The sequence below is a fragment of the Streptomyces sp. NPDC127108 genome (assembly GCF_042677545.1).
GTDB lineage: Bacteria > Actinomycetota > Actinomycetes > Streptomycetales > Streptomycetaceae > Streptomyces.
This window is the reverse complement of record NZ_JBHXTE010000020.1, coordinates 79,943-98,131: the sequence shown is the minus strand read 5'-3', so window position 1 is coordinate 98,131 and position 18,189 is coordinate 79,943. Positions and strand designations below refer to the sequence as shown.

At 71.8% G+C, this 18,189-nt stretch carries 16 protein-coding genes; 9 read left to right on the top strand and 7 right to left on the bottom strand.

What is annotated here, in order from left to right:
• Positions 1-16: 16 nt before the first annotated feature.
• Positions 17-994, bottom strand: coding sequence for a helix-turn-helix transcriptional regulator (locus ACFVHO_RS18700; RefSeq protein WP_385715383.1), 978 nt, complete (start codon positions 992-994; stop codon positions 17-19).
• 226 nt (positions 995-1,220) lie between these two features.
• On the opposite strand from ACFVHO_RS18700, the gene ACFVHO_RS18695 reads away from it, so the two are divergent.
• The 6 genes from ACFVHO_RS18695 to ACFVHO_RS18670 all read left to right on the top strand — a co-directional run bounded on the left by ACFVHO_RS18695 (position 1,221) and on the right by ACFVHO_RS18670 (position 7,807).
• Entirely contained in the window at positions 1,221-2,684 is a 1,464-nt protein-coding gene (locus ACFVHO_RS18695) for an MFS transporter (protein WP_385715574.1), read from the top strand.
• Positions 2,685-2,899: 215 nt separating this feature from the next.
• Entirely contained in the window at positions 2,900-3,661 is a 762-nt protein-coding gene (locus ACFVHO_RS18690; protein WP_385715380.1) for a DeoR/GlpR family DNA-binding transcription regulator, read from the top strand.
• Between the two features lie 113 nt (positions 3,662-3,774).
• Positions 3,775-4,722, top strand: coding sequence for a 1-phosphofructokinase (gene pfkB, locus ACFVHO_RS18685; RefSeq protein WP_385715571.1), 948 nt, complete (start codon positions 3,775-3,777; stop codon positions 4,720-4,722).
• A 40-nt stretch (positions 4,723-4,762) separates the two neighbouring features.
• Positions 4,763-6,907, top strand: a complete 2,145-nt coding sequence (locus tag ACFVHO_RS18680) for a fructose-specific PTS transporter subunit EIIC (protein WP_385715378.1) — start codon at positions 4,763-4,765, stop codon at positions 6,905-6,907.
• Between the two features lie 77 nt (positions 6,908-6,984).
• On the top strand, positions 6,985-7,467 hold the full coding sequence (locus ACFVHO_RS18675) for a hypothetical protein (protein ID WP_385715376.1): 483 nt from the start codon (positions 6,985-6,987) through the stop codon (positions 7,465-7,467).
• An 88-nt stretch (positions 7,468-7,555) separates the two neighbouring features.
• Positions 7,556-7,807 (top strand): hypothetical protein, encoded by a 252-nt coding sequence (locus ACFVHO_RS18670; RefSeq protein WP_385715373.1) that lies wholly within the window; start codon positions 7,556-7,558, stop codon positions 7,805-7,807.
• Positions 7,808-7,820: 13 nt separating this feature from the next.
• Here ACFVHO_RS18670 and ACFVHO_RS18665 read toward each other — a convergent pair whose 3' ends face one another.
• From ACFVHO_RS18665 to ACFVHO_RS18650, 4 genes are all read right to left on the bottom strand, one after another.
• On the bottom strand, positions 7,821-8,585 hold the full coding sequence (locus ACFVHO_RS18665) for a DUF6227 family protein (RefSeq protein ID WP_385715370.1): 765 nt from the start codon (positions 8,583-8,585) through the stop codon (positions 7,821-7,823).
• A gap of 233 nt (positions 8,586-8,818) precedes the next feature.
• Positions 8,819-10,048, bottom strand: coding sequence for an Ig-like domain-containing protein (locus ACFVHO_RS18660; RefSeq protein ID WP_385715368.1), 1,230 nt, complete (start codon positions 10,046-10,048; stop codon positions 8,819-8,821).
• A gap of 174 nt (positions 10,049-10,222) precedes the next feature.
• Positions 10,223-11,482: a P1 family peptidase gene (locus tag ACFVHO_RS18655; protein ID WP_385715365.1), complete on the bottom strand. Its 1,260-nt coding sequence runs from the start codon at positions 11,480-11,482 to the stop codon at positions 10,223-10,225.
• 122 nt (positions 11,483-11,604) lie between these two features.
• A complete protein-coding gene (locus tag ACFVHO_RS18650; RefSeq protein WP_385715362.1) occupies positions 11,605-12,819 on the bottom strand; it encodes a low temperature requirement protein A in 1,215 nt (404 codons plus the stop codon).
• 310 nt (positions 12,820-13,129) lie between these two features.
• On the opposite strand from ACFVHO_RS18650, the gene pflB reads away from it, so the two are divergent.
• The 3 genes from pflB to ACFVHO_RS18635 all read left to right on the top strand — a co-directional run bounded on the left by pflB (position 13,130) and on the right by ACFVHO_RS18635 (position 16,721).
• Positions 13,130-15,445: a formate C-acetyltransferase gene (gene pflB / locus ACFVHO_RS18645; RefSeq protein ID WP_385715359.1), complete on the top strand. Its 2,316-nt coding sequence runs from the start codon at positions 13,130-13,132 to the stop codon at positions 15,443-15,445.
• Positions 15,446-15,574: 129 nt separating this feature from the next.
• On the top strand, positions 15,575-16,384 hold the full coding sequence (gene pflA / locus ACFVHO_RS18640) for a pyruvate formate-lyase-activating protein (protein WP_385715356.1): 810 nt from the start codon (positions 15,575-15,577) through the stop codon (positions 16,382-16,384).
• A 118-nt stretch (positions 16,385-16,502) separates the two neighbouring features.
• Positions 16,503-16,721, top strand: coding sequence for a hypothetical protein (locus ACFVHO_RS18635; RefSeq protein WP_385715353.1), 219 nt, complete (start codon positions 16,503-16,505; stop codon positions 16,719-16,721).
• A gap of 37 nt (positions 16,722-16,758) precedes the next feature.
• On the opposite strand, the gene mscL is transcribed toward ACFVHO_RS18635, so the two are convergent.
• A complete protein-coding gene (gene mscL / locus ACFVHO_RS18630) occupies positions 16,759-17,283 on the bottom strand; it encodes a large conductance mechanosensitive channel protein MscL (protein WP_385715350.1) in 525 nt (174 codons plus the stop codon).
• Between the two features lie 162 nt (positions 17,284-17,445).
• Complete coding sequence (locus tag ACFVHO_RS18625; protein WP_385715347.1) at positions 17,446-18,054, bottom strand: RcpC/CpaB family pilus assembly protein; 609 nt, start codon at positions 18,052-18,054, stop codon at positions 17,446-17,448.
• Positions 18,055-18,189 lie beyond the last annotated feature (135 nt).

The window sequence follows — 18,189 nt, the reverse complement described above, 5'->3', positions numbered from 1 at the left end:
CCGGACAACGACCTGCCTACCCCACGCCGGAGGCGCGCCGCAGACGCTCGCCCAACTCGCGCACACGCGAGACCAGTTCCCCGGGCCCGTGCACAACGAAATCGCACTCGACCCAGAGGAGACGCGCCGCCACCCACTCCACGGGCTCGGTCACCGTTCCACGCAAGCGGCAGCGTTCGGCACCGGTCGCGACCAACTCGCCCAGCGAAGAAGGGAGACGACCGCCCACCCGGTCGAGGGGGGCGTGGAACTCCACGTCGACCTCGTACGCGGAGGACTCCTGCCGCCGCGCGAGCACGCTCCGCCGCACATAGGCGTCCGCACTCCCACCCGGCAACATCCGCTCGGCGAACCGCACCCCCGTGGCGAACGGCTCCGACACCCGGTCCACCCGGAACGTCCGCCAGTCCTGCCGCTCCAGGTCGTACGCGACCAGGTACCAGCGCCGCCCCGTCGACACGAGCCGGTGCGGCTCCGTCAGGCGCCGCGACGGGGTCCCGTCCTTCGCCTCGTACGCGAACCGCAACTGCTCGTGCGCGGCCGTCGCCGACGCCATCACCGTCAGCGTCTCCGGAGCGATCCGCACACCGTCCCCGGTGGCGAGCGACATCGTCGCGGCGCCGAGCGCGGACACCCGGTGCCGAAGCCGCGACGGCAGCACCTGTTCCAGCTTGGCGAGCGCCCGCACCGACGCCTCCTCGACGCCGTCGACGGCATGCCCGGCCCCGGCCCGCAGCCCCACCGCGATGGCCACCGCCTCCTCGTCGTCGAGGACGAGCGGCGGCATCGCCTTCCCCGCGACGAGGCGGTAGCCCCCGCTCGCGCCGTGCGTGGCCTGCACCGGATACCCCAGCTCCCGCAGCCGGTCGACGTCCCGCCGCACGGTGCGGCGGCTGACGCTCAGCCGGTCGGCCAGCTCACCGCCCGGCCACTCGCGCGGGGTCTGCAACAAGGAGAGGAGCTGGAGCAGCCGTGCCGGTGTGTCCGTACTCATGAGGGGCCTCCCGTACGCCGTGGTCCCGACCAGGTCCCGAGCCCGTCCCGGATCCATCCCGAACCTGATCCCAGGATCCCGTACATCTAGGACGTGACCTGACCTATATGACCCCTAGCCTTACGGCATGACTTCTCCCAGCAGCACCTCCACGTCACCGGGGCTCCAGCCCACGACAGCGGGGTCCCCGACGGACCGGCGCCGCTGGTTCGCCCTCGCCATCGTCATGACAGCCGCCTTCATGGACCTGGTCGACGTGACGATCGTGAACATCGCGATCCCGTCCATCCAGCGGGATGAGGGGGCTTCGTTCAGCCACATCCAGTGGATCACCGCGGGGTACGCGCTCGCGCTCGGCGCGGGCCTGATCACCGGCGGGCGGCTCGGCGACATCTACGGCCGCAAGAAGATATTCCTCGTCGGCATCACCGGCTTCACCATCGCCTCCGCGCTCTGCGGCTTCGCCGCCAACCCGGACATGCTGGTGGCGTCCCGGATCCTGCAGGGCGCGATGGCCGCGCTGATGGTGCCGCAGGTCCTCTCGATCGTGCACGCCACCTTCCCGGCGCACGAGCGCGGCAAGGTCTTCGGCCTGTTCGGCATGGTCGTCGGCCTCGGCGCGGTCTCCGGGCCGCTGCTCGGCGCGCTCCTGACGGAGTGGAACCTCTTCGGCCTCGAATGGCGCCCGATCTTCCTCATCAACCTCCCCGTCGGCATCGCGGGCCTGATCCTCGGCCGCAAGTTCATCGAGGAGTCCAAGGCCCCCAAGGCGCTCAAGCTGGACCTGGTCGGCGTCGTCCTGGTCACGGCGGGCGCGCTGATGCTGCTCTACCCGCTGACGCGCGGGCGTGAGCTGGACTGGCCGGTGTGGGGGTACGTGATGATGGCGGGCGCGCTCGTCGTCTTCGGCGCCCTCGTGGCGTACGAGAAGCACAAGTCCAAGAAGGACGGTTCGCCGCTCATCGAGCTGTCGCTGTTCAAGGTGAAGAGCTTCGCCGGGGGCATCGCCGTGCAGACCGTGTTCGGTGTCTCGCTCGGCATCTTCTTCCTGGTCTGGACGATGTACATGCAGGTCGGCCTCGGCTGGAGCGCGCTGCGGGCCGGTGTCACGGGTGTGCCCTTCTCCATCGCGGTGTCCGCCGCGGCCGGGCTCTCCGTGCAGGTGCTCGTGCCCCGCTTCGGCCGCAAGGTCCTGCAGGCCGGCGCGCTGACCATGGCCGCGGGTGTCCTCATCTACATCTGGGAGGCCGACCGGTACGGCGCCGGGATCGCGTCCTGGCAGATGGCGCTTCCGCTGGTCGTCATGGGCCTCGGCATGGGCCTGATCGTGGCGCCCCTGACGGACGCGATCCTCTCCGAGGTGCCGCGTGAGCACGCCGGTTCGGCGTCCGGCCTCCTCAACACCGTCCAGCAGATGGGCAACGCGTTCGGCCTCGGCCTGGTCTCCGTCGTCTTCTACGGCGTCATCGACGAGAAGGTGACCCCGGACCGCATCCCGGCCGAGTTCATCAACGGCTTCGAGCACGCCCTGTGGTGGGTCGTGGCGGTCCTCGTCGCCATCTTCCTCCTGATGCTCACGCTGCCGAAGCGGCCCAAGCAGCACATCGAGGGCGCGGAGGACTCCGACGAGGAGACGGGCACCGCGACCGAGGACGTGGCGAAGACCCGCGAGCCGGCACTGACCCCCTGACCTGCTGACCCTCTGGGCCCGGCCGCTTCGCGGCAACGCAGCCCCACCCCGTCACGGGGTGGGGCTGCGTCGTTTGCCGCCTCGGAGTCGTTTGCCGCCTCGGACCGAAGCCCGAACATGTCTGCTGCATGCCCGTTCATGTTTACTTTGGGGAGATGGAGTCGTACGCTCCAGGTGAACCCACACAACCGGGCAGAAGCAGGAGGCCCCCAGCCATGTACGGCCCAGAACGCCAACAGGAGATCCTGCGCCTCGCCCGCGAGGGAGGCCGCGTGGACGTCCTCTCCCTCGCCACCGAATTCCAGGTCACCGCGGAGACCATCCGCCGCGACCTGAAGGCCCTGGACCGCGCGGGCCTCCTGCGCCGGGTGCACGGCGGCGCCATCCCGGCCGGCCGCCTGGACTTCGAACCCGACCTCGCGGAACGCGAGGGCACGGCCGCCGACGAGAAGGACCGCATCGCCCGCGCGGCCCTCGCCGAACTCCCCGCCGAGGGCAGCGTCATCCTCGACGCGGGCTCCACGGTGGCCCGCCTGGCCGCCGCCCTCCCGCTGGAGGCGGAGCTGACGGCCGTCACGCACAGCCTGCCCACGGCGGCCCGCCTGGCCGACCACCCGGGCATCCAGCTCCACTTGGTCGGCGGCCGCGTCAGGCACCGCACGCGCGCGGCCGTGGACGCCTGGTCCCTGCGCGCCTACGGCGAGATCCGCGCCGACGTCCTCTTCCTCGCCGCCAACGGCTTCTCCACCGCCCACGGCCTGACCACCCCCGACCTGGCCGAGGCCGCGGTGAAGCGCGCCGCCGTCGCCGCGGCCCGCCGCGTGGTCCTGCTCGCCGACTCCGGCAAGCACGGCCAGGAGCACTTCGCCCGCTTCGGCGACCTCGCCGACGTGGACCTGCTGATCACGGACACGGGCCTGCCCGCGGCCGAGGCCGCCGCCATCGAGAAGGCGGGCACGGAGGTCGTACGCGCATGACGCCCCGCGAGGCAGCAGCCCGCGAGGCCGCAGTCCACAAAGCCGCAGCCGCAGCCGCCCGCGAGGCCGCAGCCGCAGCCGCCACCCCCGAAGCAGCAGAAGGCACCACCCGCATGATCCTCACGGTCACCCCCAACCCCTCCCTCGACCGCACCTACGAGGTCCCCGCCCTCGACCGGGGCGAGGTCATCCGTGCCACCGGCGAGCGCATGGACCCCGGCGGCAAGGGCGTGAACGTCTCCCGTGCCGTCGCCGCCGCGGGCGTCCGCACCCTCGCCGTCCTCCCGCTCGGCGGCGCCCCCGGAGCCCTCGTCGCGAGCCTCCTCGACGAGCAGGGCATCGAGGTCGCTCCCGTCCGCGTATCGGGCCAGACCCGCTCCAACATCTCCGTCGCCGAACCGGACGGCACCCTCACGAAGATCAACGCCCCGGGCCCCGAACTGACCCCCGAGGAGCGGGAATCGCTGCTCGCCACCGTCGGGGAGAAGTCACCGGGCGCCGACTGGATCGCCTGCTGCGGCAGCCTTCCGCGCGGCCTCGCCCCCTCCTGGTACGCCGATCTGGTCGCCCGCTGCCACGCCGCCGGGGCCCGCATCGCCCTCGACACCTCGGGCCCGGCCCTCCTCGCCGCCCTCACCGCACGCCCCGACGTCGTCAAGCCCAACGCCGAGGAGCTCGCCGGGGCCGTCGGCCGTCCCCTCACCACCGTCGGCGACGCCGTCAAGGCCGCCGAGGAACTGCGCGACCTCGGCGCCCGCGCCGTCCTCGCCAGCCTCGGCGCGGACGGCCAACTCCTCGTCGACGACTCCGGCGCGCACTTCGGATCCGCCCACGTCGACGTCGTACGCAGCAACGTCGGCGCGGGCGACAGCTCCCTGGCCGGATTCCTGATCGCGGGCGGCACCGGCCCCCGCGCCCTCGCCTCGGCCGTGGCCCACGGCGCCGCCGCCGTCCAACTCCCCGGCAGCGCCATGCCCACCCCGTCCGACCTGTCCCCGGACACCGTCACGGTCACATCCGAAGTCCCCCTGGACCGCGCCCTGACGGAACCCGCCCGATGACCCCCGCCCCCCGAGGGATACGCGTGCGAAGGAGCCCGCGATGAGCAGAGAAATGATCACCGCCGAACTGGTCGACCTCGAACTCGACCGGTCCGCCGACACCAAGGAGGCGGCGGCCCGCGCCCTCGCCACCCGCATGGTGGCCCTCGGCCGCGTGACCGACCTCGACGGCTTCCTCGCCGATGTGGCCGCCCGCGAGGCCCAGATGCCGACGGGCCTCGACGGCGGCATCGGCATCCCGCACTGCCGCAGCGCCCACGTCACGGAACCCACCCTGGCGTTCGGCCGCTCCACCACCGGCATCGACTTCGGCGCCCCCGACGGCCCCGCCGACCTCATCTTCCTCATAGCGGCCCCCACAGGCGCGGACGACGCCCACCTGACGATCTTGTCGTCGCTGGCCCGCCAGTTGATGAACGCGGAGTTCACGGACGCCTTGCGCGCGGCCCCCGACGCGGAGTCGGCAGCGACCCTGATCCGAGGGGACACTCCAGCGTCGGCTCCCACCTCACCGACCGCTGCGCCCAGCGACGCCGACGGCACCACGACTCCAACCTCCACCGCTGTGGGCAGCAGTTCCGCTGGGGCGATAGGGGCATCCCCTGCTCGAGCGAAGCCGAGAGCTTGGGGAAGGGTGGGCACAGCCCCCGGTTCCGGTGACCGTGAGTCCGACGCAGACAAGACAGCCCCCGGCCCAGGAAGGCCGTTCCGGGTGGTGGCGGTCACCTCCTGCCCCACAGGCATCGCCCACACCTACATGGCAGCCGAGTCCCTGGAAAACGCGGCCCGCGAGGCAGGCGTGGACCTCACGGTGGAAACCCAGGGCTCCGCAGGCTTCACCCGCCTCACCGCAGAGACCATCGAAGCCGCCGACGCAGTCGTGTTCGCCCACGACGTCCCCGTGAGGGACAAGCCCCGCTTCGCGGGCAAGCCCACAGTCGACGTAGGCGTAAAGGCAGCCATCAACCGCCCGGCGGAACTCATCGCGGAGGCAAGGGAGAAGGCGGCCCGGGGCGAGGTCACCACCCCCACGGGGCCGACCCCCGTCGACAACGCGGGGGACGCGGGCGACAGCTACGGCACCAAGCTGCGCAAGTGGCTGATGTCGGGCGTCAGCTACATGGTCCCCTTCGTGGCGGCCGGAGGCCTCCTCATCGCCCTGGGCTTCGCCATCGGCGGCTGGAAGATCGACAAGGCCCCGTCCGTGGCGGACCACTTCGTCTGGACCGACCACACCAGCTGGGCGGCCCTCCTCTTCCAGATCGGCGGCCTCGCCTTCGCCTTCCTGGTCCCGGTCCTCGCGGGCTACATCGCGTACGGCATGGCCGACCGCCCCGGCCTGGTCCCGGGATTCGTCGGCGGCTCGGTCGCCGTCACCATCGAGGCGGGCTTCCTCGGCGGCCTGGCCGCAGGCCTGATCGCGGGCGCGGTGGTCCTCGGCATCCAACGGGTCCGCATCCCGCCCGTACTGCGCGGCATCATGCCGGTGGTGGTGATCCCGCTGATCTCCACGGCGGTCGTCGGCTTCCTGATGTTCCTCGTCGTCGGCAAGCCCATCGCCTCGCTGCAGAGCGCGTTGACGGACTGGCTGGAGGGCCTGAGCGGCGCCAACGCGATCATTCTCGGCGTCGTCCTCGGCCTGATGATGTGCTTCGACCTCGGCGGCCCGCTCAACAAGGTCGCGTACGCCTTCGCGGTCGGCGGTCTCGCCCACCCGACGGACGGCTCGCTGAAGGTCATGGCCGCGGTGATGGCGGCGGGCATGGTCCCGCCCCTCGCGATGGCCCTCGCGACCACCGTACGGGGACGGCTCTTCACCAAGGCCGAGCGCGAGAACGGCAAGGCGGCCTGGTTCCTCGGCGCCTCCTTCATCACGGAGGGCGCGATTCCGTTCGCCGCCGCCGACCCGCTGCGGGTCATCCCCGCGTCGATGGCGGGCGGCGCGGTCACCGGCGCCCTTTCGATGGCCTTCGACTGCACCCTGCGCGCCCCGCACGGCGGTGTCTTCGTGGTCCCGCTGATCGGGCAACCGCTGCTGTACCTGGTCGCCATCGCGGCGGGTGTCTGTGTGTCGACCGTCGCGGTCGTCCTCCTGAAGGGGGCGCGCCGGACGGCGGACCCGACCGGTGACGGCGGCGCGGCCGCCGCGGCGGCGGACGAGTCCCGGGTGCCGGTGGCCGCCTGAGGGCGCGGGGCACGGGCGGGGTGTGAAGGGCGCGTCGGCACCGGCGCGCCCTTCACACGTTCCCGGACGCCCCACGCGTGGGCATACTGCTGGTACTGCGGTTCGAACCCGGGTACGAGCGCCTGGCGGGGGCCAACGTGAGCCACCTTCAGCAGAGTCACCTCACAAGCCTGCTCGACATGGTGGGCCGGCTCACCGAGCAGGCACAGGCCGGCCTGGAGAACGACACCGAGGCGGCACGCGTCTTCCTCGCGGTCTACTCCGGCTTCCTCATCGAGACCGGCACGGGCATCCGCTGGATCCTCGAACCGGACCTGATCGAGCACGCCACCGAGGTCATCAGCCATCGCGCCCCCGACGCCGGTCCCGCCGACGCGGACCTCGCCGCCCGGCTGCTCGCCACCCTGTGGGCCAGTTGCGTCCTCGCGGGCGTCGACACCGAGGACTGGGCCCGCGAGGCGCCCGAACTGCCCGCGATCTGCGTGCGGATGGCTGGTTTCCTCAGCGGAGAGCGCGAAGCGACCCCGGAGAAACGGACAAAAGGCGCGCGCGACGAGTGAGTCATGATGTGCGAGATGCGTCACTTCAGGACCAAAGGCCCATTAATGCCTCTGTTGTAGATCCGGCCGCTGTTGTCTACTGAGCGGCATGTTCCAGGGTGCATCGATCGTTCAGCAGACAGGCATGGTCCTGCTCGCCGCGCTGACCGCCATCTGGGCCGTCACGTTCCTGCATGTGCAGCGACGCCGCGCGGCGGAACCCGCCAGCGGCAGCAGCCCCTCGCTGGGCTCGCTCCCGGTCCAGTCGGGGCCACCACGCGCGGAGTCCGTCGAGCTGACCCCGGACGAGCGCGCCGCGTTCGCCGGTCTGATACGTCAATTCGGCCGGGGCCGACCGTGACTGGCGGGACTGACTAGCGGGACCTGGTCGCCGGATACGCCCGGGCCCGGCGCGCCATCGCCGACCGCGCCGCGCGCTCGCTGGTGTACACCTCGCACATGTGCCGGCCGTCGGTCGTCGCCGTGTGCTCGACCTCCCAGAGGCTGATCTCGGAGCCGTCGAACAGCAGGAACGCGTGCTCGTACAGCGAGAAGCCGAGCCGGGGTTCGCCGGTGCGGCCGAACGCCTGGGTGATCTGGTGGGCGAACGCCGAGCGCAGCAGGCGGGCCATCTCGTCGCCGGGGCGGTCCGCGCCCGCCGGGTTCTCCGCGCGGCGCAGCAGTCTGCGGGCGTGGTCGGCGGAGTCGTCCGGGACGTAGGTGTGCCGGGGCTCGGGCGGCGGGGCCGCCTGGAGCAGGGTGGGCAGGTCGCACGCGGGGGCGTCCAGCGGCAGCGGCAGCCGGGCGGTCGCGACCCCCGCCTCCTCCTCGTCCAGATACAGCTCGTACTGCGGGTGGCTGCCGGGGCCCGTGTTGTGTGCCAACTCCCAGAGGATGAGGGCCTGGCCGTCGGCGAGCAGCCAGGTGTGGCGGTACGTCTCGCGGTGCAGGCCCGCGCTGTGGTGCGCGGAGTGCAGCGAACTGTCGTACGCCAACGCCCGCTCGAGGCGCCGGACGGCCTCGTCCGGCAGGTCGAAGGAGTTCAGGGCGCGGCTGAGCAGTCGCTCGAGGTGCTCCTCGGGGGAGGCTGGCTCGGGCGACTCGGGTGGTTCGTACGCTGTCTCGTACGGAACGCTCACGGATACTCCCGGATGCTTCCGGCGTTGCTGCATGTCACCTTGTGCGTGCATACCGTAGCCCCTGGGTCCGACATCATGTCCGGGAACGGGAAAACGATCGAGCCGCACGGCAAGTTCCCGTGCGGCTCGTTCCGTTGGCGCCCATAAGGCACCATGTGCGCCCTTGCGGGACATCGAACGCGCCCCGCGCTGCGGGCCTTTCAGCCCCTTCGGTGCCTTCCGGCACCTTCCCGTCAGGTGGCGCTGCCCGCCGTCCACTGGCTCCAGGACATGTTCCAGCCGTTCAGGCCGTTGTCCGGGGCGATGGTCTTGTCCGGCGAGCCCTTGACCGTCACGACGTCGCCGATCAGGGAGTTGCTGAAGAACCACGCGCCCGGCGTGCTCGGGTCACCGGCGCCCTGCGCGTCCTGCAGGCCGACGCAGCCGTGGCTGGTGTTGCCGCTGCCGAACGGCGCGCCCCAGTAGTTGCCGTGGATGAACGTGCCGGAGGTGGACAGGCGCATCGCGTGCGGGACGTCCTTGATGTCGTACTCGCCGCCGAAGCCGACCGTCGAGCCGTTCATGCGCGTCTGCGTGAACTTCTCGGAGATCACCATCTTGCCGTTGTACGTCGGGTTCGACGGGCTGCCCGCCGAGATCGGGATGGTCTTGATGACCTTGCCGTCGCGCTCGACCGTCATCTGGTGGGTCTTGGCGTCGACGGTGGAGACCTGCGCGCGGCCGATGGTGAAGGTGACCGTCTTGTTCTGCACGCCGGTGGCGCCGTTCGCGCCCTTCACGCCGTCCAGGGCTATCTTCATCGTGACCTTGGAGCCGGCCTTCCAGTACTCCTGCGGCCGGAAGTCCAGGCGCTGGCTGCCGAACCAGTGGCCGACGACCTTCTGGCCGCTGTCGGACGTGACCGTGATGGCCGACTGGACGTCCTTCTTCTCCGTGATCGCCTTGTCGAAGGTGAAGGAGACGGGCATGCCGACGCCGACCTTGGTGCCGTCGTCCGGCGTGTAGGTGCCGATGAAGCTGTCGGCGGAGGAGACCGTGGTGAACGTCGCGTTCTCCGTCGCCGCGTTGCCCTTGGCGTCCTTGGCGTTGGCCGTCACCTTGTACTTCGTGCCGCGCTCCAGCTGGCTCTTGGGCTTCCAGGAGGCGCCGTCACCGGAAATGGTCCCCTCGACCGCGGTGCCGGACGTCACGGACGTCATCTTCACGCTCGTCAGCTTGCCGCCCTTGACCTTGACGCCGGTGGCGTTGATCGAGGCGTCGGTGGCGCCGTCCTTGGAGGAGATGGTGATGTCGGCGCCCTTGGCCGTCGAGCTGTCGCCCTTCTTGTCATCCTTGGCGTCGGCGTCGCCGCTGCAGGCCGAGAGGGTCAGCGCGCCGACGGCCGCGAGCGCCGCCGTCGCCAGCAGTACCCGCCGACGGCGGCGGGGCTGAGGCTGCTGCGCTGCTATGTCCGGCGTTGTCACGAGCTGCTCCAAGTACGTCGTCTGGTCCAGTACGAGTAAGGAGCGCCCCGGCGACGGAATGGTTCCGGTGTGGGGGTGTGAGTGCAGGCACACCGGAGCGCCCCCGTCCGACGTTAACAACACGAGATTAAAAGGGACTTAATATCCCTTGCCGATGATTCACCGACGCCTGGGCTATTGCTGATAAAGATCCCGGTATGCCAGGAATGTTCCCGCTGGTGTCTCCACCGACTCCGCCGCGAGCAGCGCCCCGACGATCGCCTCCGTGACCATGTCCGCGCCCGCCGCCAGGATCTCGTTCAGCGCCAGCGGATCGGCCTCGTCCAGCGACCGGGTGCCGGTCGAGAGCGCGAACACCGTGTCGCCGTCGTTCAGCAGGTGCACAGGGCGCACGGCCCGCGCCATGCCGTCGTGCGACGTGCCCGCGAGCTTCTGCGCCTGGGCCTTGGTGAGCGCCGCGTCGGTGGCGACGACGGCCAGCGTCGTGTTCAGCGGCGGCGCCACGTTCCGCGCCGCGGCCTCGGCGAGCCGCCGCAGCGCCTCCGCGTGCACCTCGGGCGGAGGTGGGGTCACGAGGGCGGCGGCCCTGGTGGTCCCGGGGGGACCGTCAGCGGCGTCGGCGTCGGCGTCGGCGCCCGTGCGGGCGTCGGTGCCCGTGCCGGTGTCGGCGTCCGGGCCGGTGCCGGTGTCCGTGCTGGTGTCGGCATTGGTGTCGGTGGTGGCGTCCGCGCCGATCCCATTCCCGGCCTCAGCCCCGGCTCCGGCCTCAGCCCCGGTTCCCGCCCCGAAGAGCTGCCCGTACAGCACCCCCGTCCGCGGCTCGATCCCCGACCCCGCCGCGTTCGCCACCACCAGCGCGGCCACCGTGACCCCCGAGCCGAGCACCGTGCTCGCCGTGCCGATCCCGCCCTTGACCTGCCCGACCACCGCCCCGATTCCCGCGCCCACCGCGCCCAGGGCCACCGCGTGCCCGCTCTCCCTGCCTGCCGCGTCCACCGCCGCCGCCCGCCCCGTCGCCGCGTCCGGCCGCGCCCCGAAGTCGCCGCCGCGCCCCAGGTCGAACACACACGCCGCCGGCACCACCGGCACCACGTGCGCCGGGTCGGGGCCGACCCGCACCCCGCGGCCCTGCTCCTCCAGCCACGCCATCACCCCGCCCGCCGCGTCGAGCCCGTACGCGCTGCCGCCTGTGAGGACCACCGCCTCCACCCGCTGCACCAGGTTCCGCGGGTCCAGCGCGTCGGTCTCCCGGGTGCCGGGGCCGCCGCCGCGTACGTCCACGGCCGCGACCGCCCCGCCCTCGGGGGCGAGCACGACCGTCGTGCCGGAGAGCCAGCCGTCACCGGCGCGCCCCGCGTGCCCCACCCGCAGCCCCGCCACGTCGGTCAGCCCTCCGGCCCGCCCGGATTCCTTCGGTACGTCACGTGTCGTCATGCGCCATGCGTATCACGGGTGTTGACGGCACCCCGGCGGCATCCGGCCGCTCGGCCCGCAGGCGACGCCACGTCGGACTCGGCCCACGGGTGATGTCACGCCGAATCGCCCCGCGGGCGGCGTCACGCCGACTCGGCCCGCACCATCCGCGACGTCAGCGTCACCCCGGTCACGACCGCGAGCGCCGCCACGACCCCCGCCGCGAACACCGCCCAGCGGCCCGCGAACGTGCACGCGAGCACCGCCAACGCCGTCACCGGAAGCACCAGTTGCTGCGCGAGGCCGACCTTGAAGTAGCGCGAGTGCAGCAGCCACACCGCGAACATGTACACCGCCGCCGGGATCGTCACCGCCGCCGACGCCGCCGTCTCCGAGATGTGCGCCTTGCCGACGGCCTGCTCCACCGCGACCTCGATGCCCGCCCCGATCGCCGCCGCCGACGCGAAGATCACGAAGTGGCCGTAACCCCACAGGAAGGCCTGGCTGTTGGAGCGCAGATGGCCGTGGATCGGGACCACGAAGTAGATCCACCAGGCGGCGAAGACGAGGAGGAGCCCGCCCGCGGCGATCGGAAGGACCTCGCCGAGCGCGTCGTTCTCGTCGATGCCCGACTTCACCGCGACCGTCGCCGCGGCGATCGTCTCGCCGAGCACGATGATCGTGAAGAGGCCGTACCGCTCGGAGATGTGATGCGGATGCCAGGGAGTCGTCCGGGTCCGCTCCGCCCACGTCGGCACCGCCATCTCGGCGATCGCCATCACCAGGAACGTCCACCCCCGCGCCCCCTCCGGCAGGAGCAGCAGCCCCAGCCAGCCGACCTGGCACAGCGCGACCCCGCCCGCGTACCGCAGCGCCGTGCGCCGCTCGTCCCCCGTCGTCGAGGCCGCCGCCCGCAGCCACTGGGTGATCAGGGCGAGCCGCATGATCAGGTAGCCGAGCCAGACGACCAGGAACTCGTGGTCCTGGAAGGCCTTCGAGACCCCGGCCGCGAGCACCAGGACACCGGCGATCTGGACGAGCGTCACGACCCGGTACAGCGTGTCGTCGTTGTCGTACGCCGACGCGAACCAGGTGAAGTTCATCCAGGCCCACCACATCGCGAAGAACACCATCGCGTAGTTGAGGACCCCCTCGCCCGGATGCCCCTCGGCGACCGCGTGCACCAGCTGCACGCCGGCCTGGGCGACCGCCACCACGAAGCACAGGTCGAAGAAGAGCTCCAGCGGTGTCGCGGCGCGGTGCTCCTCCTCGCGGCCGCGGGCGACCATCGGACGCAGTGGGGGAGGCGGTGCGGGTGGGGCGGTCGCGGCACCCGGCGGGGGAGTGGTCGACGTCATGGGCCAACAACAGCAGAGCCCGGTGGCCAGCCGTCCCGGTGCGAGCCGTGTCGGGGCCGGAGCACCCGAGTGGGTGGTGCGGGCGCCCCCTCACCGCAGTGTCGGCCGCCAAGATATTGTGAATGCCTTCACAAGCGAACACGGGACCAAAGTCCTCCGCGAACCCCCAGCTCACCCCGGATCGCCCCGCGAAACCCGGGCCGCCGAAGGGACTTGTGGCCCTCAAGCCGGGACCAACGCGGCGCCCCTGACCGCCCGTGCGGGAGTGGAATGGAGCCGTAGCGACACGGCGACTCGGAAGGTGCGGGCCATGACTGCGACTCCTGCGGATGCGACTCCGGTGGAAGCGACTTCTGCGGATGCGACTCCCGCGGATCCGACGCCGCACGGCAGGGCCTGGGACGGCTTCAAGGGCGGCCTGTGGCGCGACTCCATCGACGTCCGTGACTTCGTGCAGCACAACTACGCCCCGTACGAAGGCGACGCGGCCTTCCTCACCGGCCCCACGCGGCGCACCACCGCCGTCTGGCAGCGACTCCTCTCGATGTTCCCGGAGGAGAACGAGCGCGGCGTGCACGACGTCGACACCGCGACGCCCTCCCGCATCGACGCCTTCAAGCCCGGCTACGTCGACGGCACCGCAGCCGACCACAAGGACCTGATCGTCGGCCTCCAGACCGACGCCCCGCTGAAGCGCGCCATCATGCCAGGCGGCGGCTGGCGGATGGTCGAGAGCGCGCTCAACTCCTACGGCTACGCGGCCGACCCCGCCGTCAAGGACATCTACACCCACCTCCGCAAGACCCACAACGAAGGGGTCTTCGACGCCTACACCCCCGAGATCCGCGCCTGCCGCTCCGCCGGCCTCATCACCGGCCTGCCCGACGCCTACGGCCGCGGCCGCATCATCGGCGACTACCGCCGCGTCGCCCTCTACGGCGTCGACCGCCTCATCGCCGCCAAGGAGGCCGACAAGGCCCGCCGCTGCCTCGACTGGCCGACCGAGCACGTCATCCGCGACCGCGAGGAGATCTCCGAGCAGATCAAGGCCCTCGGTGAACTGAAGGCCATGGCCCTGTCGTACGGCTACGACATCTCCGGCCCCGCCCGCACCGGCCGCGAAGCCGTGCAGTGGCTGTACTTCGGCTACCTCGCCGCCGTGAAGGAGCAGAACGGCGCGGCCATGTCGATCGGCCGCATCGACGGCTTCCTGGACGTCTACCTCCAGCGCGACCTCGACCGCGGCCTCATCACCGAGTCCGACGCCCAGGAGCTCATCGACGACTTCGTCATCAAGCTCCGCATCGTCCGCTTCCTGCGCACCCCCGAGTACAACGAGGGCTTCTCCGGCGACCCCACCTGGGTCACCTGGTCCATGGCGGGCATCGGCGAGGACGGCCGCCCGCTGGTCTCCCGCACCACCTTCCGCGCCCTGCAGACCCTCTACAACCTCGGCCCGGCCCCCGAGCCGAACCTGACCGTCTTCTGGTCCGGCCGACTGCCCCGCGCCTTCAAGGACTTCGCCGCCCGCGTCGCCATCGACACCTCGGCCATCCAGTTCGAGTCCGACGAGCTGATGCGCCCCAAGTACGGCGACGACACCGCGATCGCCTGCTGCGTCTCCGCGATGGCCGTCGGCAAGCAGATGCAGTTCTTCGGCGCCCGCGTCAACGTCGCCAAGGCCCTGCTCTACGCCATCAACGGCGGCCGGGACGAGCTCACCGGCAAGCTCGTCGTCGACGGCTTCGAGCCGATCGAGGGCGACCACCTCGACTACGACACGGTCGCCGAACGCTACGACGCGATGCTCGCCCGGCTCGCCGAGACCTACGTCCACGCGCTCAACGTCATCCACTACATGCACGACAAGTACGCCTACGAGCGCCTCGAGATGGCCCTGCACGACCAGGACATCCTGCGCACCATGGCCTGCGGCATCGCCGGGCTCTCCGTCGCGGCCGACTCGCTCTCGGCCATCAAGCACGCCCGGGTCAAGGTCGTCCGCGACGAGACCGGCCTCGCCGTCGACTACGAGATCGAGGGCGACTACCCGGCCTACGGCAACAACGACGAGCGTGCCGACGCCCTCGCCCGGCGGATCGTCTCCGACTTCATGGGCAAGATCCGCCTGCACCCGACCTACCGCGACGCCGTGCACACCCAGTCCGTCCTGACGATCACCTCGAACGTCGTCTACGGCAAGAAGACCGGCAACACCCCCGACGGCCGCCGCGCGGGCCTGCCCTTCGCCCCCGGCGCCAACCCCATGAACGGCCGCGACGCACACGGCTACATCGCCTCGGCCCTGTCCGTCGCCAAGCTCGACTACGACGACGCCGAGGACGGCATCTCGCTGACCAACACCATCACCCCGGACGCCCTCGGCCGCACCCCCGACGAGCGGGTCGTCAACCTCGCCGGAGTCCTCGACGGCTACATGGCGAGCGGCGGCTTCCACATGAACGTCAACGTGCTCGACAAGGCCACCCTCCAGGACGCCATGGAGCACCCCGAGAACCACCCCCAGCTGACCATCCGCGTCTCCGGCTACGCGGTCAACTTCGTCCGCCTCACCCGCGAACAGCAGCTCGACGTCATCAACCGCACCTTCCACGGCTCCCTGTGAGCCCCGGGCGCGCCCCGGGCCACGTCCCTGCCGCGCCCCGCCGACTCGCGGCCCCGGGGCCGGGCCCTCACCCCGGCCCCGGGCGCCGCGGCCACCACGTCCCGTCCACGGAAGTCCGGGAGACCCGCCATGACCGTCCTGCTCGGACCCGACACGACCCCCGCGGCAACCCCCGCGACAACCCCTGCGGCCGCCGTCACCCGCCGCCCCGTGACCGGCTCCGTCCACTCCTGGGACCTGTCCACCGGCGTCGACGGCCCCGGCACGCGCTTCGTCACCTTCCTCGCGGGCTGCCCGCTCACCTGCCTGTACTGCCACAACCCCGACACCTGGCGGATGCGCTCCGGGCGCCGGAGCACCGTCGACGACGTGCTCACGGAAGCCGCCAAGTACACGGCGTTCATCGCGGCCGCAGGCGGCGGCGCCACCGTCAGCGGCGGCGAACCCCTCCTCCAGCCCGTCTTCACCGGCGAACTCCTGCACCGGCTCAAGCACGAGCTCGGCCTGCACACCGCCCTCGACACCTCCGGCTTCCTCGGCGCCCGGGCCACTGACGCCCTGCTGCGCGACGTCGACCTCGTCCTGCTCGACATCAAGTCCTGGGACCGCGAGACGTACCGCAGGGTCACCGGGCGCCCCCTGCGGCCGACCCTCGACTTCGCCGACCGCCTCGCCGCCCTCGGCAAGGACGTCTGGGTGCGCTTCGTCCTCGTGCCCGGTCTGACCGACGACCCGGCCAACGTCGACGGCGTCGCCCGCTTTGCCGCCGGGCTCGGCAATGTCTCCCGCGTGGACGTGCTGCCCTTCCACAAGCTCGGCATGGCGAAGTGGGACGCCCTCGGCAAGGACTTCACCCTCCGGGACACCCCCACGCCGACCCCGCGACAGCTGGCGGCGGCCAGGGAGATCTTCGCCGCACGGGGCCTGCGGGCCGTCTGACACCTCCCGCCGCCCCGATGACCCTGGTAGCCCCGGTGCCCCCGGTAGTCCTGGTGTCCCCGGTCGTCCCGGTCGCCTCGGCCACCCCGGCCGCTCCCCGCGGACGTACGCTGGAGTCATGAGCACCGCCCCCGCCCCCGAACCGCGCGATCCGAAGGACGCGAAGCCCCGGCAGGACGCCAAGAAGCCGGCGAACGCGCTGGTCTTCGACGACCCGCTGACGCAGCAGTCCTCGGACGACACGGACCGCGGGTGGGGTGAGCGGCCGACGTCGTCCGGCGACAGCGCCGCCGACCTCGCCCGCTTCCTGGACGAGAAGCCGCCCCACCACATCTGAGCCCGCCCGAGCCCCCGGGCCCACCAGGGCCCCCGGGTCAGAGCCCGGAGCCGCCCGGCCTGCCCTCGCCGCCGGGCGTCTGGTCGCCGCCCTGCCGGTCGTCCCCGCCGCTCCGCTGGGCGACCAGCGCATCGCGGATCTCCTTGAGCACCTCCAGCTCCGAGACCTCGATGACCTCCTGCGTGCCCTCCTTCGCCGCCTGCCGCGCGGCCGCCTTGGCCAAGTACTTCGCCATCGGCATGACCATCAGGAAGTAGACGACCGCGGCGGTGATCACAAAGCTGAGGGTGGCGCTGAGCACCGAGCCCCACAGGATCGGGATGCCGCTGACCGCCTCGCCGTTCTTCACCACGCACGGTGATTTCAGGCAGGAGCTGTAGTGGTCGAGATCCTTGGTGCCCAGGGCGCCGACCAGCGGGTTGATGACGCCCTTCACCACCGAGTTCACGATGTTCGTGAACGCGGCGCCGATGACGACCGCGACGGCCAGGTCGACGACATTGCCGCGCGTCAGGAAGGCCTTGAAGCCCTGCCAGATGCCCGGATCCTTCTTCTCGCTCACCACTGAGCCTTTCGTTGCATGTGCGGATTGTGCGGCAAACCGCCTCGCAACCTACGGCAGGGCGTGGCAGCCCTGTCCAATTCCATAACGCGAACGAGCGACTTGACGGGCGGTCAGCCGTGTCGTACGCACTTCTGCCCGCCGGGCGGGTATGTACCCAGCTCATCGCAGGGTCACCGCGAGCCGGGCCGTCGCGCTCGCCCCGGCGAGCCTGGCCGCCGTCGCGCGCGGCACCGCGAGGACGACCAGGGCCCCGCCCTCGGCCACCGCGTCGGGTGAGTCCGGCACCTCGGACACCCGCGCCCCGACCGCGACCACCCGCGCCTCCCCGCCCGGCCGCGCACTCGCCGCACCGGCCCCCGTGCCGTCCACCTCCGCGCCGCCCGCGGCCACGACGTCCACCCGGTCGCCCGGCCGCAGGAGCCGCACCGTCGCCGCGTCCGCGATGCGCACCGGCGCCGTCACCAGCCGGGCGGCCCGCCGCGTCCGGTGCGGCGCCGGGTCATCGCCGTGCTCCCCGGCGGTGACGGGCGCCGCGGACCCCTGGGGCTGGGGCCGCTCGGGCTCACGCGGCCCCGCGGTCACCAGCGCCGCCGCCGTCATCGCGAGGCCCACGGCCAGCGCCCGCCGTCGGTGCCGCAGCAGGCGCCGCAGTCGCTGCCGCCCACCGCGCACGTGCAGCGGGGAGAAGTGCGGCACCTGGCAGGGCGGCGGCGCACCGCTGCCCCGGCCGGGCGGAGACGTATGTGTACGTGAAGGGACCTGCGGCATGACGACCACCACCCACCGTGAGAGGCCCGGACCCTGATCCCGGTCCGGATTCCGCTCTCACGATGCAGGCCCCCGCCAGATCCCGCTGAGCCCCGTGCACTACTTGCCGGTTGTGGACAACTCCCTCACCCGAAG